Here is an 18497-nt window from a genome sequence, read left to right on the forward strand (position 1 = left end):
TTCAGTAATATATTTTTTTACTCGTATAGCCTATATTAAAATATAGCGATATTAGATTAAAATCAAAAAATACTATCTAAACACTTATATATATAGTACTTAAATATAAAGTGCTAAAGCCTGTTTATCAGTGAAGCAGCAACATGTATAATTACCGAACAACCAAGACTTTCCAACCGCAGTGCTAACTGCTTTTGTGAACGGTAGGATATGATCTCGCCGGTCATGCCTTTTAAAGGCCCTGCCTTCAACATGATTTTTTCTCCAGGCAGCAAATCCTCTTCTGTAATTTCTAATTCGAGAGAACTGCTCATCAATAATTTCAAATCATCGATCTGCCGGTCGGGCATTGCAGCAATTTTGCTTCCAAAGTAAATAAAGCGTGCAACCCCCCTGGTCATTAGCACATCTGCCTGTTCGCGCTCAGCGATACGGACAAATAAATAAGATTTAAGAAGGGGCTCTTCGACCCACTTCTTCCTGTCGCTCCACTGTTTAAGCTGATGCCGTAATGGCAGGTATGCTTCAATACCTTTATTTAAAAGAGCCTCCTGAGCTTTTTTTTCAGCCCTGGGGTTTGTGTAAACCGGATACCACTTATGCGTACCTGTCTTTAACCTTGTATCCATTCAGCACTTAAGTGTATTATTTAAACCATCTGCTTATATCCCACCACTTAAACACTTTTTTGTCGATATAATAATCAGATCCCTCATAGCCGCTATAATCCGAATAGTAATAATAGTGCGTTCCGTGGCTTTCGCTGGTAAACTTGGTTGTATAATATCGTGAATGAAGAAGGTCTTCTGCAAAGGCGTTCAATATGATCACCGTATTATCCAGGTGATATTCATTTGCAATGCGCTGCGGCACAGTTGCCGCGTAAAATTTTGATTTACCCGAGCGGATAACGAAAATATTGATATCGCTCATTCGTATCAGTGGTATGGCGTCCGACACCAGCCCGATAGGGGCCGTATCGATCATGATAATATCGTATCTTTTCTTTAACTCAGCTATTAATGTTTTTGTCCGCTCGCTGTGCAGTAGTTCTGATGGGTTAGGGGGCACGGGGCCGGAAACTATAATATCAAGATTGGGCTGTGACGAATGGAGAATGATATCATCAATGTCACATTGATTGGCCAGGTAGTTACTCAATCCCTTGTCATTAGGCACATTGAAGGTTTTATGTAAACGAGAACGGCGCAAATCGGCAGCTATCAGTATCACTTTCTTGTCAATAAGAGATAACGTGCTCGATAAATTGACCGTGACAAATGATTTTCCCTCCCCGGCAACTTCAGATGTGATGCAAATTATCTTGCTTTTTTTCTCAGATGCAATAAAACTTATATTGGTACGTACAGAACGTACCGACTCCGCAAATAAAGATTTTGGCCGGCTAATGGCCAGTATCTGAGTGCTGTTTTCATCAAGTGCTGCGGGGAATTTACGTACGACACCAATAATTGGTACAGTAGTCAGGCTTTCAACAGTTTCCTTATCATAAATATATGGATTAAGTATCCGGATCAAAATAATGAGCCCCAGACCGATGGTTAAACCCACAATTAATGCCGTACGGTGAATCGTATGCTCGTCAGGGGAAACTGGGTTAAGGTTAACCTGAGCTTCTTCAATAATTGTAGCTCCGGGTAAAATTGCCGAACGGCTGATCTGCGCGTCAAGACGTTTTTCGGACAGGAAAGAATAGACTTTATCATTGATCTCGAAATTTCGTTTCAGGCTGATCAGGTCGCGTTCAGCAGCAGGTAAAGCCGACAGTTTCTCGTTTGCCGCCGCAAGCTGATTATCCAGGTAGCTGATATTCTTATTAATGCGCGCACTCGATGAATTGATATTATTTAAAGCAGAATTTTTTATCTGGAGTATTTGCCCATTGATGTCATTTATGGTTTGAGATCCGCTGTTGTAAGTTTTTAATAACGTCGATCTTTCAACCAGCAGATTATTCAAACTCCCGATCAGTTCTGCCAAAAGCGGGTCTATAACTCCTTCGAGGTTGAGATTTAGATTTATATTGTCTTTTTCTTTGGTTATTTGTTCCTTTAACTGATCTATTGCAATTAATTGAAGTTTCAAAAGGGTCTTTTGGGTTCCAAACTCTTTTATCCTTCCAAGTTGCAGCTCGGACGACGAGGAAACGTCCATCATTTTATTATTCTGTTTGAATTCCTCGATCGACTTTTCCGAACCTTTTACGTCATCAGCCAGGGATTCCAGCTGCGCATCTATAAAATGGATCATCTGGGTCGCCGACTGGGTTTTTTGATTACGGTCATAATTCAAATATTCCCGTATAATGGCGTTCAGGATATCTGCCACAAATTGCGGGTCCGAATCGGTTTCCTGTAAGGTAATAATGTTAGAATTCTTAATGAGTTCGTTCGTGCGAAGGCCTGCTTTTACCCTGCCAACAAAATCTTCCGGAGTATTGAACTTGAATTGAAAAGTGGTCTTATTTGACAGTTCGCCAGGGTATTTGATACTGAATGCCATATTGCCAATGCTGACTGGCTGATCGTATTGGAAAGTCTTTTGGATATTTCTTCCACCCCAATTATAGCTTAGCTTAAAAGCACTTTTGCTGACAGGCTGAAAATTAATCAGATCATGAAAAAAATTTAAACTATCAAATTTTAACAATTGAATGTTCAATGGTTTTTGTGGGTAAATATCGCTTGTCCTGGCGCGTCCGGCAATATAAAAACTTACCCGATAGTCCAGGTCTTTTATTGCACTTAAAATAACCGTACGGCTTTGAAGTACAAACGTTTCACTTTGTATTTTGGAAGGTCCCCGGTCATTATTACTGATGATACCGACCAAATCGGAAAATTCGGATTTTTTCTCTTCGATTTTCAATGTGGCCGTTGTCGAATAAATTTTTGGAGTATACCATAGATAGGTATAGGAAATGAGCATACAAATAATTATAGATGCAACAATCCAATACCAGCGGCTTAATAATATTTTGCCGATTTTAAAATAGTCAATTTCCTGGTTGGGCAATTTTCTCGCGGGCTTCTCGGTCTCTTCCATTAGTGGTGAATAAGCGTGTAAATGAGCAATGCAGAATTTAAAATAAGTAAAGCAGGTGCCAGTGTGGTTGTTACATTTTGCAATTGATCGTTTTTGACTGCACGTTTATTTTGGGCAATATATATGATGTCATTGTTTTGAAGGATTATTCTTGGATCGGCTAATGTTTGTGTCTTGCTAAGATCTACTAAAGTGATTTGAGGATTTTTAGGATCACCGCGAATGATTTTTATGGTTTTTTCATCCGCCCTGTCTGTAAGCCCACCTGCTTCTCCTAACAACTCCACCAGGTTGGTTTGATCTTTTATTAATGGGAAATTCCCCTGGAGTTTGACCTCTCCCAAAAGAGTTATCTTAAGATTTACGATCTTTAAGTCAATTATCGGGTCTTTAAGCAAGTCTTTCCGGTAGATATCCTCGATCTTTTTGGCTGCTTCGGCCCTGGTAAGGCCCATAACCGGTATGTGGCCAATTACTGGCAGTGCAACAGTGCCATCATCCTGCACCTGGTAAGTTTGTCCCTGGGAAGCGGTGCCGCCTGCTCCACTTGTCACCGAGCCGGTTACCGGGGCATCATCAACAATATATTTGGTGCTTTGTAAATTCCGTATCTGTAAGATATCCTGCGAATGGATGCGGTAATTGATCGTGCCGCTACCGCTATTGGCCTGTTTAAATTGAGCACTGTCTGAAACAGTACCTGGTTGCTGGAATAATAATTGTCTTTGTTTGGTCGCACAGGAAGTACAGCACACTACTAAAAAAAATAGGGCTGAACTAATTAGGGTAGAATAAAAACGCATATACAAATAAAATGCATATTTGTTTAATATTATGCATCGGTTCCAAAATTACCATAATTTGCGTATTTTAAAAGTGTATTTTTTTTAAATTCAAGATTTGAAAATTTCAGTAATAACAGTGGCATTTAATGCCGAAAAAACTATCGAACACTCAATTGCTTCAGTACTTGGGCAGAAATTCAACAATGTACAATACATTGTTATTGATGGAGGGTCAACCGACGATACCATTAAAATTATAAATAAGTATAAAGACAAAGTCGATATTTTTGTATCTGAACCCGACCGCGGCATTTATGATGCGATGAATAAAGGAATCGCCCTGGCTACAGGCGATATTATCGGCACACTTAACGCAGATGATTTTTACTCAGACGATCATGTTTTGAGTGAAGTAGCCGCAGGTTTTACTGACCCGCACACTGATATTTTATATGGCGATCTTGATTATATAGAACCAAGCGGCAAAATTAACCGTAAGTGGCGCTCCGGTAAATATAAAAGTGGGGCTTTCAACTGGGGCTGGATGCCTCCGCATCCTACGTTCTATTGCAGGAAAAAATTATTTGACGAACTGGGTGCTTATAAATTGGATTATGGAAGTGCCGCTGATTACGAGCTAATGCTCAGGTTCATACATTCTAATAAGACAAACGTATACTATCTAAATAAAGTAATGGTTAAAATGGTGATTGGAGGAATAAGTAACAAAAGCTTTGGGAATCGCGTAAACGCATTGCGTTTTGATTTAAAAGCAATGAGGAATAATAATATTTTTTTACCAGGTGTCACTATATTATTTAAGCCTCTACGTAAAATAGCGCAATTTTTTTAAGGGTTAATAGCTAATAAATTTTGTTAATTTGAACACCTGTTACGAATACAAAGATTCCCTAATTAATTTTATTCCATGACAGAATATTTACATCTTTACCACTCAGTGTATTACATAATCATCGTCTTCGTATCAACTATAATTACACTAATTGCAATACCATCTATTCTATATGTAGCGCGTACCAGGCATTTATATGATGACCTCGGGCATTTCAGGAAACAGCACGATCATGGTATCCCGCGCCTGGGCGGTGTAGCCATATTTGTCAGCTTTACTATTACTTCCTTGTTATTTAGTATGACAGAGAAGTCATTGCCGATAAATTACCTGCTTGCGGCCTGCCTGATTTTATTTGTGATGGGTCTTAAAGATGACCTTACGGGGGTAAACCCGCGCACTAAGTTTACGATGCAGTTTATTGTGGCCTCAATCCTGGTATTATTGGGTAATATCCGTCTTAGCAGTATGTATGGTGTATTTGGTATTTATGACCTGCATTACTGGCCCAGCGTTACACTATCTATTCTAACTATTATACTTATTGTAAATGCGTTTAACCTGATTGATGGCATCGATGGCTTGGCTGGATTAACTGGTATTATGGCAAATAGTTGTTTTGCAGGACTGTTTATTTACATGCACCAATATGAATTAGCTGCAGTTTCATTAGCTATGGCTGGCGCTATATTCGGATTTTTGAAATTTAACATTACACCGGCCAAAATATTTATGGGTGATACCGGTTCAATGCTTATCGGCTTAATATCAGTTGTGCTGGCAATTAAATGTATCGAACTGAATAAATTCACTACTATGAAATCGCCTGAAATTTACTCAGCTCCCGCATTAGCAATAGCTATTTTAATAGGCCCTATATTTGATACATTAAGAGTTTTTATACTGCGCATTTCAAATGGCGTATCTCCTTTTATGGCAGATCGTAAGCATATTCACCATCGAATGTTAAAGCTGGGTTTTACTCACTTACAGACTACATTGATATTGGTATCGTTGAATATGCTTTGTGTAATTATGGCATTATTGTTCAGGTCTTATGGCAACTCTATATTAATTGCCCTGATCTTATGTGTATGTATGTTATTCAACGGGATCATTACTTTGATCCTCCGTTCGAAGGAACGCGAAAGTGTGGCAATTGGAAATGTGTTTGTTAAATAAAATGGGATTCTATTACAGCCCTGCCGCTAATTCATTTAAAATGCCGAATCTTGATGCACAGATTTAAATACATTGATTCTTTACGTGGTATTGCTATCATACTTGTAATATTTCATCATTCCCATCCATATTTTGCAGGTATTGAAAACTACCGATTGCCCGCATTCTTTGAATCCTTCTTACAAAACGGAGATAAAGGTGTAATACTTTTTTTCTTAATGAGCGCCTTCACACTCTGCTTGTCGCTAAGTAAAAAGATAAATACCGAACAATATCCTATCCGAAATTATTTTTTAAGGAGGGCCTTCAGGATAGTGCCGCTATATTATTTTATGATAATATTGATATTGCTTACTAGAATATCAAATCCAACGAATTACTCTTTATTGGCTAATTTTCTTTTTTTACATGGCTTAAGTCCATATTGGGTTAATTCTACCATACCAGGTGGGTGGTCGGTAGGCATCGAAGTGCTTTTTTACCTTATATTTCCCTTGTTATTTTTTTGGATCAAGTCAGTTTGGAGTGCGGTGAATTTAATACTTATCTGTATGCTTTTTGCAAAGTTAATTACCAGTATTATGTCTGTGCATCCACTTGTTAATGATCAATTATTATGGGGTATTTTCACCTACGAAAATATCATTTCGCAACTGCCTGTATTTTTAATCGGCATATGCCTTTATCGTATATCAACAAATAAAAATAGCTTTGAAGAACAACCTTGGAAATATAAAACTTATTGCTTTATCGCAGTTATAATATTTTTACATTTATTAGGAGGTAATGTGTTTAAAGAACATTACCTGTTTGCTATCGCTTTTGCTTTTTTATCATTCGGCTTATCAAACTATCCCTTTATCTTATTAGTAAATAGGTTTACAGTTTGGGTAGGAAAATTGAGCTATAGCATTTACTTGGTGCATCTATTAGTAGCTGGTTTACTGGTAAAATATCATTTAAATCACTATAGTAGCAACGCTTCAATAGAGGTAGTTATTAGATTCTCTATCATTTTATCAATAAGCATAGCCGTTTCAATGTTTACTTATCACTTAATTGAGGTACCCTTTCAAAATTTAGGAAAGCGTGTCATTGAAAAACTAGAATTAAAGGCTATATCTACGTCAGATGCAGCAATATAAACCGAATGCTTAATATGGGGAAAAATAAAAGATTATTAGAAATAGACTCACTACGGGGAATTGCTGCATTAAGCGTATTGCTTTTTCATTTTAATTTAGTTGATACAAATAGTGGTGTAAACTTTAAGTTTCTTAAATATGGAGGTCTTATCCGTCTCTAGGTTTACAGTTTTGGAATAATCGTATTCCAAATGAAAGAAACAATGCTGGAGCAGTTTAGCTTCTCCGAAGAGTTTAAAGAAAAACTTGTGTTATTAGTAATGTACAGGAATCAGTCTGTACAAGAGGTTACAAAAAGCTATCGATTGCCAAATTCTTATATCTTAGTAAATTGGATTACTCAATATAAAAAGAAGTTGGAAAAAGGAGCAGTAACCGTAGTTGCCATTGATCCTAAAAAGAAAAAGGACAAAGCAGCACTCAACCAGCAGATCAAGCAACTGGAGAAGGCACTGGAAAAGGCCAACGTTCTTATCTATGGGCTGAACGCCATGATAGATTATGCTGAGAAGGAGCTCAAAGTTCCAGTGCGAAAAAAGCGTGGTTCCAAACAGTCAAGCTAATCAAAGAAAAGCGTATTACAAGGATGGGTGTAGGCCCTCTTTGCAGACTGTTTGGGAAATCCCGACAAGCATATTATAAAAAAGAATGGCACCTCAGTGATGTAGAACAAGTGGAACTCATTGTATTAGAGCTAATAGCCATTGTTCGCAGAGAATTACCGGGTCTTGGCCTGCATAAACTTTATAAGTGTATCTATCAGCCACTTAGGACGAATAATATTAAGATGGGCAGGGATAAGCTGAATACTTTAATGCGCAGTCATGGCCTGTTAATAGTAATAAAGAGGCGTGGTCCCCGTACAACAAATTCTAATCATGTATTTCGCAGGTACCCAGACCTAGCTAAAAACCTTGAGGTAGTCAGATCTGAACAATTATGGGTTTCAGACATAACGTATATCAGTATTAGCTATGATTTCAATTATCTAAGCTTGATCACAGATGCCTATTCTAAGAAAATAATGGGTTACTGCCTGCATCCCTATCTTACTAATGAGGGAACAATTAATGCACTGACTATGGCTATAAACAGCCGTATTGTAAGTGAGTTTCCATTAATGCATCATTCAGACCGTGGAGTCCAATATTGCAGTTATGATTATGTGAAGATGTTAAATAAAGAAAAGATCAGTATAAGTATGACCCAGAATGGAGAAGCTTATGAAAATCCAATAGCAGAAAGAATTAATGGCATCCTTAAAACTGAATTTGATCTGGGCCGGGTATTCAAATCCAGAACAGAGGCGGTACTGGCTGTAAAGATGGCAATTGAAGCATATAATAATATTAGACCACACATGAGTTGCGGATACCTGACACCGGCTGTTGCTCATTTAACTATGGAACCATTGCAAAAATGCTGGAAGAATACCAGGAAGAAAAAGCCTGTTGTTCTATCGGTATAGAAAAACTTGTTAACAATAAATGTATCGAATATAAAAGAAGAAAAGTAGCAAAAGAAGAAAAAGCATTGAAATGTGATAAACTCCTTCAGTTTATCACATTTCAACTCTACAAATAAACAATAATAAGTATTTTACAGGCATTAAAAAAACTACATTTTTAACCCTCCAAAACTGTAAACCAAAAAGCGGACGAGACCTGTTGTAAACCTATTTCAGGACTAGACAGTTCAAAGCATTAGCGATCAGATAACTAGTTGAAAAAAAGGTCGTCTTATCCTTGCCGACCAGTGGTTTTTCAGGGCTATTGATCTTCAGGTAAATCTGTAATTTTCTGGCGAAATAATGTTCCACTCCTTCGATCGCTTTAAAACCAATCACGTATTGCCGGTTCAGCCAAAAAAAAGCCACAGACATCTATTTGCCAACTGTCTCAACAAGCACTGAAAACCATGAATTATTGCCAACTATTCACTATCTAGTTAGTACATCCTTGCAAAAAAAATACCTGACTAAGATGCTAGCTGCAAGATTTGCTTTCGATCGTCATTAGTCTAAGCTTATTTCTTAGCGATACTTTATCTTTTTGGAGAGCAAAAAAAACGGCTTCTCGATCATTAAATAGAAAAGATAGGCAAAAAGCACGCTTATAATACAACCAGAGCTGAATTCGAAAGCTTTCCATAAAAATGTCTTGGGTAACAGGGAACCCACGTGCACCACAAAAGTGCTTCCAATGATATCATGCGTTAAATAAAGCGAAAATGAGATTTTCGAGAAAAAGCGAATAAAGGAATTTGATTTTATTGGCAGAATCAAAATTAAAAATGCTATCAATGTGGCCGATGTTTGCAAAGGACCTTCTATAAGGAAAGTTAATACAATCAGAATGAGTAATGTTAAAGAATACTTTAGTGTAAGTGAATTGACCCTGATCAAAAAGAGACAAATCCCGATAGCAAACCCAGGAAATACATTGATTAATCCCAGAGCAGGAATATTTACAAAAAGTGGGATTATGGATATGGCTATTAATATCAGGAACCCGAATTTTTTATTTATCAACGGAAAGATAACGGCAATGAGCAGGTAAAACTGAAATTCTACCCCCAGTGTCCAATAAACCGGATTCAGATAGGGTTGATTGAAAAAACTATTCAAATATGCGAAGTGGAATAGAACATTTATCCAATCAGGCTTATAATTGGGCACTAAAATATATTGAACTGCGAGTAACAGGATGACTGAAATTATAAATGGTGGCTCTATCCTTGTTATTCGCTTTAAAATAAATGTCCTGGCCATGCTCCAGTCATAATTGTTCGGTATCGACCAGCAAATTATAAATCCGGATAAAAGGAAAAACATTTGAACACCCAGCCAGCCAAACTTTAATCCCGGTAAAACCTTCCCCCCTAAATGGAATAATGCGACCGAAACAGAAGCTATGGCCCTGATATAATCAACTTGTTCGATATAAATTTTGGAAGGCGCATCGGTTCTAGGCATGTGCGCAATTTACATCTTTTTGCGTTTTTATAAATAAAAATTGGATTCGGCCTAGCGTATTACAATAATGCAGAAGGCTCGGGATAAGTTCCGCCGCATATGAAGTCTGATGTTTTGTCGGGCATGAAAGACATATACCTGGAAAAGTTGGAGGGTAACAACATTCATGATTGCAAGACCAATTCCACATGCTGCAGGTCAGCAATAAATTGATATGCGGGGAATAACTTATGACCAATGCTTTCAATTTCTCAGTGCCTGGTACCTTAACGGCCTTACGTGCACCGTTTCAATGTTTCTGACATCATAAATAAACTTTGCATTTTACCAACCTGCGGTATTTTGGATAGCCTGTTCATTAAAAGGTCCTGGTATTCCCCAATGTCCCCAATAACGATCTTTAGCAGGAAATCAAATGATCCTGTCAAATGGGAACACTCCGTTACCCCATCTAATTTTACTACTTCCGACTGGAAATCCCGCAGGCTTTCATGGGTATGCTGCCGGATCTCTACCAACGTATATGCGACCAGGCCCTTGCCCATTTTTTTATGGTCTACGGTCACCGTGTAGTTTTTAATGTAACCATCGGCGATCAGCCGTTTAATGCGCACCTGGATCGCGGTACCGGATCTGTGTAACTGGTTACCAATCTGTTTATGTGTCAACCTTGAGTCCTGCTGCAGCAAGTCAATAATTTTCAGGTCTATCTGGTCAAGTTGATTATTGATCATAAGTCGATTTTAGCATTGAATAATATTGCCTTATTTACTTCCCGGTTAACGATTTTTGCGGCAATCCCAATATCTCTCAGCAGACGAGAAAGCCCTCCCTTGGAATATAGAAAGTCTGCTTGTTTTTCAATAATAAATTGTCCTGAAGTTTTGACTTGAGACATGGCCTTAGTGTAATAAATACAATTTAATTTCGGTATAATTGGCAGGCAAATCTAAAATAAAAAAGCATATCATCCTTAAATATAGATGTAATTTAACTATTTTATTATGCCCGCATAGAATGTTCTGTAATTGGCTAAGTGTATTAAATACTTATTTTATCCAGGTTTTTATCTTGCCATAGTTAAAATTAAAACGAAGACGGAATTTCAATGGAATCAACTATTAAAATACCAGCCAAAAGCGCTTTTCATAGTTTTATTAACTAAAGATTGGGCGGTATATAGCTTTAAATACCGAAACGCTGAAACTTTGCATTAATTTCAAACCAGTATCAGCAGCCATGACCGAATTATTGCCACATGTTAAAGTCCACTACCAGCTATCAGCTGCAGAATTAATTGAACAAACCCTCCTCAGAAATGAAGGGGTATTAAATGACACCGGCGCGCTGGTCATCAGCACAGGAAAATTTACCGGCAGAAGCCCCCTGGACAAGTTCATTGTAAGAGACGCACAAACAGAAACTACAGTAGACTGGAACAAATTCAACAACGCAATTGAAGAAAGTTCATTTTATAAACTGCGGGAGGACATGCTCGCTTACCTCGATAAACGGGAAGAGGTTTGGGTCCGGAATGCCTATCTCTGCGCCGATCCATCATTTCATCTGTCAATCCGCATGATCAATGAAAACCCCTGGGCAAATCATTTTGGCGCGAATATGTTTCTTACGCCGGAGCCCGGAGAACAGGAATGCCCCGAGCCTGAATGGATGATTATTCATGCGCCCGGCTTCCAGGCAGAGCCAGTGTCACACGGGACAAGACAGGAAAATTTTACGGTGATTTCATTCATGCATAAAACGATTCTGATCGGAGGTACAGGCTATACCGGCGAGATCAAAAAGGCAGTTTTTACCGTGTTGAATTATATCTTACCATTACAGCGGGGCGTATTGAGCATGCATTGCAGCGCCAACGAGGGCGCTGCCGGAGATACCGCGTTGTTTTTTGGATTAAGCGGAACCGGTAAAACGACATTAAGCTCCGATCCGGGACGGAGATTGATCGGCGACGACGAACACGGCTGGGGCAATGAAGGTATTTTTAACTTCGAAGGAGGATGTTACGCCAAAATCGCTAACCTGTCGGCACAGCACGAGCCTGATATTTTTCGGGCTATCCGTTTCGGAGCATTGGTGGAGAACACAGAATTTAAAAGCGGCACCGGCCAAATTGATTTTGGAAGCACCTCAATTACTGAAAATACAAGGGTTAGTTACCCCTTGTCTTTTATAGACCGCGCGAAAATCCCCTCAATAAGCGCCAGCCCGGAAAATATTTTTTTGCTCACTTGTGATGCCTACGGCGTATTACCGCTGGTCAGCAGGCTAACACATGCACAAGCGATGTTCTATTTTATTAGTGGCTACACCGCAAAAATTGCAGGTACCGAACAAGGAGTAAAAGAACCCCGGGCTACCTTCAGCTCCTGTTTTGGCGCCCCGTTTTTACCCTTATCCCCCGCAGTTTATGCCAGCCTTTTTCTGGAAAAACTGCAGGCGAGCGGTGCAAGGGTATGGATGATCAACACCGGCTGGACCTGCGGCCCATACGGGGTAGGGAAGAGGATCGGCATAGCCTATTCAAGAGCGATGGTAGCTGCGGCCCTGGAAGGTAAGCTGGAAGATGTTGAATATTTGGTGCACCCCGTATTTGGCATGCTGATCCCACAATATTGTCCAATGGTCCCCAGGGAGATTTTGAACCCCTGGGAAACCTGGAAGAACCAGGCAGCCTATCAGCGTGCTGCCAAAGAACTGGCGAGGAAATTCAGTGAAAATTTTAAGCAATTTGAAAACGACTTTAATGGGTTTTCCGTGTTCCCTCCTTCCCTGGATCTGGCCATGGATCACAAAGCCGGGCACAATAAAAGCAAAATTTAGAGTCACCACTTGTGCTTTCTGACAGCAATGGCCGCCTGACGGCTGATGGACTTACTTAACCGATCAACGGATATGTAATTTATATACAGGTATTTTAAAGAAAAATTAAAACAAACAAGCCCGGCGTATGGCTAGGCTTGTTCCCAAAACAGGTTTACTGTTGTTTATTTTGTATTTTTCTTTTCTGTAACTTCCTTGCGGATATCCGATGCGCTTACTTTAAGTTGTTGCATGGCACCGCGCAAACGCGTTCCCGCAGCTTTGTTGCCATTCTTGTAAAATGCTTCCGCGTCTTTTTCTGCTGACGCGATTAATGTTTTCAGGGCTGTGAATTTTTCCATTTGTGTTGTTGTATTTAAAATTTATTGCGAAAATAGGAATATTGAAGGGCTAATTCCAACGCTTAGATAGCGGGTCATACCCGCTGTTTCCGATGGATCAGAGATTTAAACGAATAAGAAGTCAGGATGGTTTCTATGAAACCTTAGGGAGCCCGGAAAGTTTAGCGCATCCCATAAGGCTTTGATAAGTAAGATTGCAAGCCCGTTGACGTCTGCGGTCAATACCCCGCTCATGTAAATCAAAAAAGAGCCGCATGTTTTTGCAGGCATCGTTTACCCGCTGCACGAAATCTTTACTCATCACCTCATCGGCCGAAAAGGGTTGAACGAGCAAAAACTGCTTGTAGCGTAGCAGGTCATTCGCGGGTGTCCGGGGTTACCCCCCTGGGGCTAGTCTTTAATTGCTCCCCCGGAGTGTCTGTATAGACCGAATAGAAAGGTAACAGTGTCACGGTAGATCCGCCAAAGGCCCTTTTTGCCGGATTTCGTTTCGATCACATCGTGGGAATTCAGTGCCCCGGTCATCGCTTCGGCAAAACATTCAACATGTCAGGCCTCCTGCAAGGTAATCACTTTTATGCTGATCAAACCATTCACGGTGATTGTTTTTTTCAGTTCGCTCAAAAATGTAAATCCGGATGCCGGCAGCTGGGGTAGTTCCATGCTGCAAAACTAAACGCCGTTGACAATGAAGCTATGCGCATTACGCAGCCATTACTTAATGTCGTTAATTAAAATGACCTTGCGGAATGCCATGGTTAAAGTTCTATGGTCATTGCCGCAATCTCGGCGGCCTCGTCAAATTTTTTGTTTTGTATGGCCATAATGAATTCAACCGGCCCGCCTTCTTTGCCGCAGCCGAAACACTTAAAAATGTTTTTAGCAGGGGAGACCATGAAAGAATGAGCACTGTCAGGATGGAACGGGCAGTTCCCTTTCATGGCCAGCCGGCTTTTCGTCAATGGCAGGTAGGCGGATACTATCTTTACCAGATTTGCTTTGGATTGGATGGTTTGGATGTTTTGCTCTTGCGACATATCTTTCTCGTCCGGCAAATATATCAAACAGGCGCAGCCTGAAAAGGGCAGTCACCGGATTGTGGAAATTTTATGAAATTGTGCACGTCTCCGTGTACTGGCCTGGCCTTTTGAATTTCGTGGGCTAATTAAAACCTTAAGATTTTCAGAAGATGCCAGTTTTTGTCCGTAGCTACTTAATAACATTCTGATAGTCAACTAAAAATAGGTGTTTTAAACAAAAAAATACCGTGAAAACACCCGTTGCGCAGACCCTGATAAACGCATAAATTTACAGCAGATTATCTTTACTGTTAAGTCATATCCAGGCAATTTACTACAGCCTTTTGTCAAGCTCATTCCAGATCCAATTATTAATATTTTTTCATAATTTTTAAAAAAAGGAGGCTATTGTGGACAAAAGTAAATCAGACAATACACATCACAAGCAAATTCGCAGATGTGTAGCGGTGGAACAACATTTAAGATTAATTCGACTGGATCCCGAGTATCGCTGGAGGAGCCGAATGCTGGAGCAGGAAGTCCAGGACTGGGTAAAAAATTATGCACCAGGCGGATTACGAACCGGCTTAATACGAATCCCGATTGTTGTTCACGTTCTGTTTAATACCGTAGCACAAAATATTTCAGATGATCAGATTTTTAGCCAGATCGAGGTGTTAAATGCAGATTACAGAAGACTCAACGCTGATGCCGGCTCTACACCGGCTGCGTTTGCCGCAGTGGCAGCTGACGCCAGAATCGAATTTGCATTAGCTGTACGCGATCCTAATTGTAACCCGACAACTGGTATTACAAGAACCTCAACTCCTATAACCGGCTGGACATTTCCGAGTGATAATATGAAGTCATCTGCTACCGGAGGTGTCGATCCCTGGGACGTTACCAAATACCTGAATGTCTGGGTTGTTAATTACACAGATGGCACATTGGGTTACGGTACATTCCCCGCTATGCCCGCCGCCATCCAGGGCGTCGTTTGCTATTATCAATCATTCGGGTCTAGAGGAACCTTAATAGCCCACGCGGCATTAGGCAGAACCATGACCCACGAGATCGGGCATTGGCTGGATCTTCATCATATCTGGGGAGATGACCGTGGCGCATGTTCAGGATCGGACCTTGTTGACGATACGCCAAACCAGGCCGGCGCAAGCCCCTTCGGACCCTGCAGAACTTTTCCCTCCATCTCCTGTTCTAACGGACCTAATGGCGACATGTTTCAGAATTATATGGACTATTCGGCCGACGAATGCATGAATATATTTACAGCAGGCCAGGTCGTACGGATGAATGCGGCGCTGATGACAGCAAGGACCTCGATCCTGGCCTCAGATGCACTGGTTCCTCTTACCGGTGTTCCCGGGCCCGATCTGTGGATGAAAGACGTTTCCGACGACTTCGGCGATGAACCGGACCTGTCGGGCCAGCCAATGTGGATAAGCGACGATATTTGGGTGCGTAATACCAATGACGGAATCATGAACCAGGATCATCAAAACGCCGAATACAGGCCCGCCGGATCCCCTCCAAATTTTGTTTATGTCCGGGTTCGTAACCGGGGATGCAGCGGAATATCGACAGGTACATTAAAGCTCTATTGGGCAAAAGCTTCATCAGGTCTCGCATGGCCCTCTCCCTGGGACGGAAGTGTTACTTCGCCGGCTTTGATGGGCGGATTTATCGGAAGCCAGAGCGTATCTGTCGCCGCGGGAAGTGATGAAATTCTGGCTTTTCCCTGGATGCCACCAAATCCGGCTGATTACGCCGTCTTTGGTGCCGACCAGAGTCATTTTTGTCTCCTTGCAAGGATTGAAACAGCCGCCGCGGCGCCTTTTGGTATGACATTTTCCGAGACCGCTGATCTGTACACCAATGTACAGCAGAATAACAACATCGTATGGAAGAACATCACGATTGTCGACGATATTCCAGGTTCCGGACGGTTAACAACTGTCCTGGTAGCCAATTTTCGTAAAGAAAGAGAAGAGGCCAGTATTTCATTTTTTATACCGAAAGAAGAGAAAATATCCATATTTGATTGGGGTAAAGTCTTTGTCGAGATTCCGCCTGAACTGGTGAAGAAAGTCAGGGTTTTGGAAAAGGAAAAAAATGTCGTTCAAATCGATAAAAACACCTTCGAAATTCTCAGCCCGGGGACATTTGGATCATTTGAACTTAATCCCAAAGAAATTTTCGGGGTGAAAGTCTACTTTTTGCCGAAGCACAAACCCACCATAGGCGTCCGGGTTTTCGCCCTAGACATGATTCAAAGAAATGGGAACCGGGTTGTCGGCGGGCAGCGACTTGTTTTAAAAACCATGCCAGACACCAGATATATTGCAAAAAAATGCCAGGATACCAGGTTTGATGGCGTTTCGTGGATAAAAACCAGTTGTTCATGCGGATGCCATTGATATCAGAGATCATTAACAATCTGCAGCGATAGTCTCCCATGAAAAGGGGAGACTATCTGCAATGGTGCACAGGCGACCGTTGTCCGGACCGAGTACTTTGAACGCTTACCCCAAAATTAACAGGAAAATTGGTATCATGATGCAATTATTGCGGTACAGCAAATGCTCCTTCCCAAAGAAGAGAATCCGGGGAATGTGGAAATCTGGTCATCAGTTTTATCATTTGAAGCTAAAATTGCCCGGTTAACAAATTAACCTATTGTTTTTGCAGTTAGTCACCGGCCGGGCATCCTTTTCATAATAGGGTTCTACTCCAGCCCCAAAATCTGATAGCGGGTATTCATTAAATCCTTATAGGACGCAATAAGCTCTTCAGACAGGAACGATGATTCCAGCCAGTCAAAGGCGGCATCCTTTTTCAGGCGGAAACGTTTAAAGGTATTACTCACCTGCTTATCAGTCAGGCCCAGTCCTTTTGCCAACTCTTTAAAATGTTCCGGTTTTAACTTACGCTTTTTGCCATCGAGTGTCAGGGCAAGCTCCTCGGCATCCTGTGGATTGACAATAGTCACATTTAACAAATCATAGGCAGGGGCGAGCACCCAATCATTTTTTTTGCTGATCATAGAGAAATTCTTAAGATGCATGTCGTTATTGCCCGATAGAAAACTGAAAATAGCCAGTTCAAAATAATAGGATTGGTCAAGCAGCGTCTGGCTGGAATAGATTGCTATTGCTTTGCCCACCCTTTCCATCGAGCTCCGGTATTTGTCAAAAGCCTCCAGTATTTGTAACATGTCCAGCATATGTATTTTCGTGCCTTCGGCTGTCCGGTCAATCCGCCTGGTGATATAAGCCAGTTCACCGGACTTTAAGCGGATAAGGCTTGACGGCACTGTTTGCAGTCCGAAAGAAAATTCTGCTATACGCATAGTGACGTGCTCATTTTGCGGCATCTCGGCAAAGTCTGTAGATGGCGGTTTAAAGATATAGTTGCCGCCAGGTGCGCCGACCACTGTCAAGCGTACGCGCGGTCCGTTTGCCAGAGCGTCTCTAAGCAGGGTTAAGGATAATTTTGGCTGAACGCCCGGCACAGCGATACTGCGCTCGACCACATTTTTGGCCAATTCGGTCATCTGGTCAAGCGTATAGTCAAAATCAGGTGGTATTTTGGTGCCAAAAAAATCCAGGCTGCAGTGCTCATGGAAATCCCCTGATGATTTCCCGTTTAAGGGCCGGTAACAATACAGGCATTTTTTACTCATGATTTTCAGCAATAGGGATTACACTAACGGCGCCTATACAATTCTTGCAGCATGCCAGCAGCAAGCCCATCCGGTCATTGGGGTTGAGCTTCCAAGTCCTGGCGGCAATATCCAGCAGCCAGCCTTCCGGTATTAATCCGTCAAAGAAGGGGAACAGCCGTTTGTCTGTATAAGCCTTTGAGGTAACGGGCATGCTGAAAGTGATAAAACAATCCGGACGGACCTGTATATAGGCTTCCAAATATTGGAAAATGAATAAGCCCTCGTCAGTTTCGGTCAATAGCCCGGCTTCGTCATCCTGATAAAAAATTTTTCCCTGCCTCATGGTGCGATAGTTTCATTTTTAGGGGCCAGTTCCTTTAAATTCACCGGGGCGAGTTGGTGGCCAAACATTTTTAGTACCTGATTGGCTTTTTCAAGATTTAAATTCCCTTTGCCCTGCTCTATTTTCCGGATCACGGTTAAAGCAACGCCGGTTCTGAGCGCAAAGTCCTCCTGCGTCAATCCTGCCTGTTTACGTTTTTCCTTTACAAATTCTGTTAGTGTTTTCATTTATATGTAATTGCATATAATTAATCAAATATAATT

The 18497-nt window shown here is 41.0% G+C and carries 17 protein-coding genes and 2 pseudogenes; 7 read left to right on the forward strand and 12 right to left on the reverse strand.

The features are described 5' to 3' along the window. Positions 1-113 precede the first annotated feature (113 nt). The 3 genes from ACPPVU_RS12015 to ACPPVU_RS12025 are packed head-to-tail and all read right to left on the reverse strand — an operon-like array spanning position 114 to position 3869. Positions 114-629 (reverse strand): UpxY family transcription antiterminator, encoded by a 516-nt coding sequence (locus tag ACPPVU_RS12015; protein ID WP_426671954.1) that lies wholly within the window; start codon positions 627-629, stop codon positions 114-116. A gap of 16 nt (positions 630-645) precedes the next feature. Then, positions 646-3066 carry a GumC family protein gene (locus tag ACPPVU_RS12020; protein ID WP_426671955.1) on the reverse strand — a complete coding sequence of 807 codons (2421 nt, stop codon included), beginning with the start codon at positions 3064-3066 and terminating at the stop codon, positions 646-648. Next, positions 3066-3869 carry a polysaccharide biosynthesis/export family protein gene (locus ACPPVU_RS12025; RefSeq protein ID WP_426671956.1) on the reverse strand — a complete coding sequence of 268 codons (804 nt, stop codon included), beginning with the start codon at positions 3867-3869 and terminating at the stop codon, positions 3066-3068. The genes ACPPVU_RS12020 and ACPPVU_RS12025 overlap by 1 nt, the downstream gene beginning before the upstream one ends. 97 nt (positions 3870-3966) lie before the next feature. On the opposite strand from ACPPVU_RS12025, the gene ACPPVU_RS12030 reads away from it, so the two are divergent. From ACPPVU_RS12030 to ACPPVU_RS12050, 5 genes are all read left to right on the forward strand, one after another. Next, a complete protein-coding gene (locus ACPPVU_RS12030) occupies positions 3967-4704 on the forward strand; it encodes a glycosyltransferase family 2 protein (RefSeq protein WP_426671957.1) in 738 nt (245 codons plus the stop codon). Positions 4705-4779: 75 nt separating this feature from the next. After that, positions 4780-5886 carry an MraY family glycosyltransferase gene (locus tag ACPPVU_RS12035; RefSeq protein ID WP_426671958.1) on the forward strand — a complete coding sequence of 369 codons (1107 nt, stop codon included), beginning with the start codon at positions 4780-4782 and terminating at the stop codon, positions 5884-5886. 53 nt (positions 5887-5939) lie between these two features. After that, positions 5940-7031, forward strand: a complete 1092-nt coding sequence (locus tag ACPPVU_RS12040; RefSeq protein WP_426671959.1) for an acyltransferase family protein — start codon at positions 5940-5942, stop codon at positions 7029-7031. A 191-nt stretch (positions 7032-7222) separates the two neighbouring features. Next, on the forward strand, positions 7223-7594 hold the full coding sequence (locus ACPPVU_RS12045) for a hypothetical protein (RefSeq protein WP_426671960.1): 372 nt from the start codon (positions 7223-7225) through the stop codon (positions 7592-7594). A 23-nt stretch (positions 7595-7617) separates the two neighbouring features. After that, positions 7618-8499 (forward strand): IS3 family transposase, encoded by an 882-nt coding sequence (locus tag ACPPVU_RS12050; RefSeq protein WP_426671961.1) that lies wholly within the window; start codon positions 7618-7620, stop codon positions 8497-8499. Positions 8500-9063: 564 nt separating this feature from the next. On the opposite strand, the gene ACPPVU_RS12055 is transcribed toward ACPPVU_RS12050, so the two are convergent. The 3 genes and pseudogenes from ACPPVU_RS12055 to ACPPVU_RS12065 all read right to left on the reverse strand — a co-directional run. Then, complete coding sequence (locus ACPPVU_RS12055) at positions 9064-10005, reverse strand: acyltransferase family protein (RefSeq protein ID WP_426671962.1); 942 nt, start codon at positions 10003-10005, stop codon at positions 9064-9066. Positions 10006-10280: 275 nt separating this feature from the next. Beyond that, entirely contained in the window at positions 10281-10739 is a 459-nt protein-coding gene (locus tag ACPPVU_RS12060) for an Lrp/AsnC family transcriptional regulator (protein WP_426671963.1), read from the reverse strand. A 26-nt stretch (positions 10740-10765) separates the two neighbouring features. Then, positions 10766-10903 (reverse strand): annotated as a pseudogene (locus ACPPVU_RS12065) (class 1 fructose-bisphosphatase); the annotation flags it as partial. A 341-nt stretch (positions 10904-11244) separates the two neighbouring features. Between ACPPVU_RS12065 and pckA the strand changes: the two are divergent. Beyond that, positions 11245-12849 (forward strand): phosphoenolpyruvate carboxykinase (ATP), encoded by a 1605-nt coding sequence (pckA, locus tag ACPPVU_RS12070; protein ID WP_426671964.1) that lies wholly within the window; start codon positions 11245-11247, stop codon positions 12847-12849. 164 nt (positions 12850-13013) lie between these two features. Here pckA and ACPPVU_RS12075 read toward each other — a convergent pair whose 3' ends face one another. The 3 genes and pseudogenes from ACPPVU_RS12075 to ACPPVU_RS12085 all read right to left on the reverse strand — a co-directional run bounded on the left by ACPPVU_RS12075 (position 13014) and on the right by ACPPVU_RS12085 (position 14245). After that, positions 13014-13190, reverse strand: coding sequence for a histone H1 (locus tag ACPPVU_RS12075; RefSeq protein ID WP_426671965.1), 177 nt, complete (start codon positions 13188-13190; stop codon positions 13014-13016). Between the two features lie 133 nt (positions 13191-13323). Next, positions 13324-13548 (reverse strand): annotated as a pseudogene (locus tag ACPPVU_RS12080) (hypothetical protein); the annotation flags it as partial. Positions 13549-13948: 400 nt separating this feature from the next. Continuing rightward, a complete protein-coding gene (locus ACPPVU_RS12085) occupies positions 13949-14245 on the reverse strand; it encodes a CHC2 zinc finger domain-containing protein (RefSeq protein WP_426671966.1) in 297 nt (98 codons plus the stop codon). Positions 14246-14619: 374 nt separating this feature from the next. Between ACPPVU_RS12085 and ACPPVU_RS12090 the strand changes: the two genes are divergently transcribed. Beyond that, complete coding sequence (locus ACPPVU_RS12090; protein ID WP_426671967.1) at positions 14620-16644, forward strand: zinc metalloprotease; 2025 nt, start codon at positions 14620-14622, stop codon at positions 16642-16644. Positions 16645-16952: 308 nt separating this feature from the next. On the opposite strand, the gene ACPPVU_RS12095 is transcribed toward ACPPVU_RS12090, so the two are convergent. From ACPPVU_RS12095 to ACPPVU_RS12105, 3 genes are read right to left on the reverse strand one after another with little or no spacing between them, the layout of a single operon-like run. Further along, positions 16953-17909: a HipA domain-containing protein gene (locus tag ACPPVU_RS12095; RefSeq protein WP_426671968.1), complete on the reverse strand. Its 957-nt coding sequence runs from the start codon at positions 17907-17909 to the stop codon at positions 16953-16955. Then, the gene (locus ACPPVU_RS12100; protein ID WP_426671969.1) at positions 17902-18234 is read right to left on the reverse strand and encodes a HipA N-terminal domain-containing protein; all 333 of its coding nucleotides are present in this window, start codon (positions 18232-18234) and stop codon (positions 17902-17904) included. Before ACPPVU_RS12100 ends, ACPPVU_RS12095 begins: the two co-directional genes overlap by 8 nt. Continuing rightward, positions 18231-18461, reverse strand: a complete 231-nt coding sequence (locus tag ACPPVU_RS12105; protein ID WP_426671970.1) for a helix-turn-helix domain-containing protein — start codon at positions 18459-18461, stop codon at positions 18231-18233. Before ACPPVU_RS12105 ends, ACPPVU_RS12100 begins: the two co-directional genes overlap by 4 nt. Positions 18462-18497: the final 36 nt, after the last annotated feature.

The sequence above is a fragment of the Mucilaginibacter sp. McL0603 genome (assembly GCF_049992945.1).
GTDB lineage: Bacteria > Bacteroidota > Bacteroidia > Sphingobacteriales > Sphingobacteriaceae > Mucilaginibacter.

What these genes read in the sequence shown, in the direction of transcription:
- ACPPVU_RS12015 (WP_426671954.1), bottom strand. Translation starts at nt 629, where the DNA reads ATGGATACAAGGTTAAAGACAGGTACGCATAAGTGGTATCCGGTTTAC.
- ACPPVU_RS12020 (WP_426671955.1), bottom strand. Translation starts at nt 3,066, where the DNA reads ATGGAAGAGACCGAGAAGCCCGCGAGAAAATTGCCCAACCAGGAAATT.
- ACPPVU_RS12025 (WP_426671956.1), bottom strand. Translation starts at nt 3,869, where the DNA reads ATGCGTTTTTATTCTACCCTAATTAGTTCAGCCCTATTTTTTTTAGTA.
- ACPPVU_RS12035 (WP_426671958.1), top strand. Translation starts at nt 4,780, where the DNA reads ATGACAGAATATTTACATCTTTACCACTCAGTGTATTACATAATCATC.
- ACPPVU_RS12040 (WP_426671959.1), top strand. Translation starts at nt 5,940, where the DNA reads ATGCACAGATTTAAATACATTGATTCTTTACGTGGTATTGCTATCATA.
- ACPPVU_RS12045 (WP_426671960.1), top strand. Translation starts at nt 7,223, where the DNA reads ATGAAAGAAACAATGCTGGAGCAGTTTAGCTTCTCCGAAGAGTTTAAA.
- ACPPVU_RS12050 (WP_426671961.1), top strand. Translation starts at nt 7,618, where the DNA reads ATGGGTGTAGGCCCTCTTTGCAGACTGTTTGGGAAATCCCGACAAGCA.
- ACPPVU_RS12055 (WP_426671962.1), bottom strand. Translation starts at nt 10,005, where the DNA reads ATGCCTAGAACCGATGCGCCTTCCAAAATTTATATCGAACAAGTTGAT.
- ACPPVU_RS12060 (WP_426671963.1), bottom strand. Translation starts at nt 10,739, where the DNA reads ATGATCAATAATCAACTTGACCAGATAGACCTGAAAATTATTGACTTG.
- pckA (WP_426671964.1), top strand. Translation starts at nt 11,245, where the DNA reads ATGACCGAATTATTGCCACATGTTAAAGTCCACTACCAGCTATCAGCT.
- ACPPVU_RS12075 (WP_426671965.1), bottom strand. Translation starts at nt 13,190, where the DNA reads ATGGAAAAATTCACAGCCCTGAAAACATTAATCGCGTCAGCAGAAAAA.
- ACPPVU_RS12095 (WP_426671968.1), bottom strand. Translation starts at nt 17,909, where the DNA reads ATGAGTAAAAAATGCCTGTATTGTTACCGGCCCTTAAACGGGAAATCA.
- ACPPVU_RS12100 (WP_426671969.1), bottom strand. Translation starts at nt 18,234, where the DNA reads ATGAGGCAGGGAAAAATTTTTTATCAGGATGACGAAGCCGGGCTATTG.
- ACPPVU_RS12105 (WP_426671970.1), bottom strand. Translation starts at nt 18,461, where the DNA reads ATGAAAACACTAACAGAATTTGTAAAGGAAAAACGTAAACAGGCAGGA.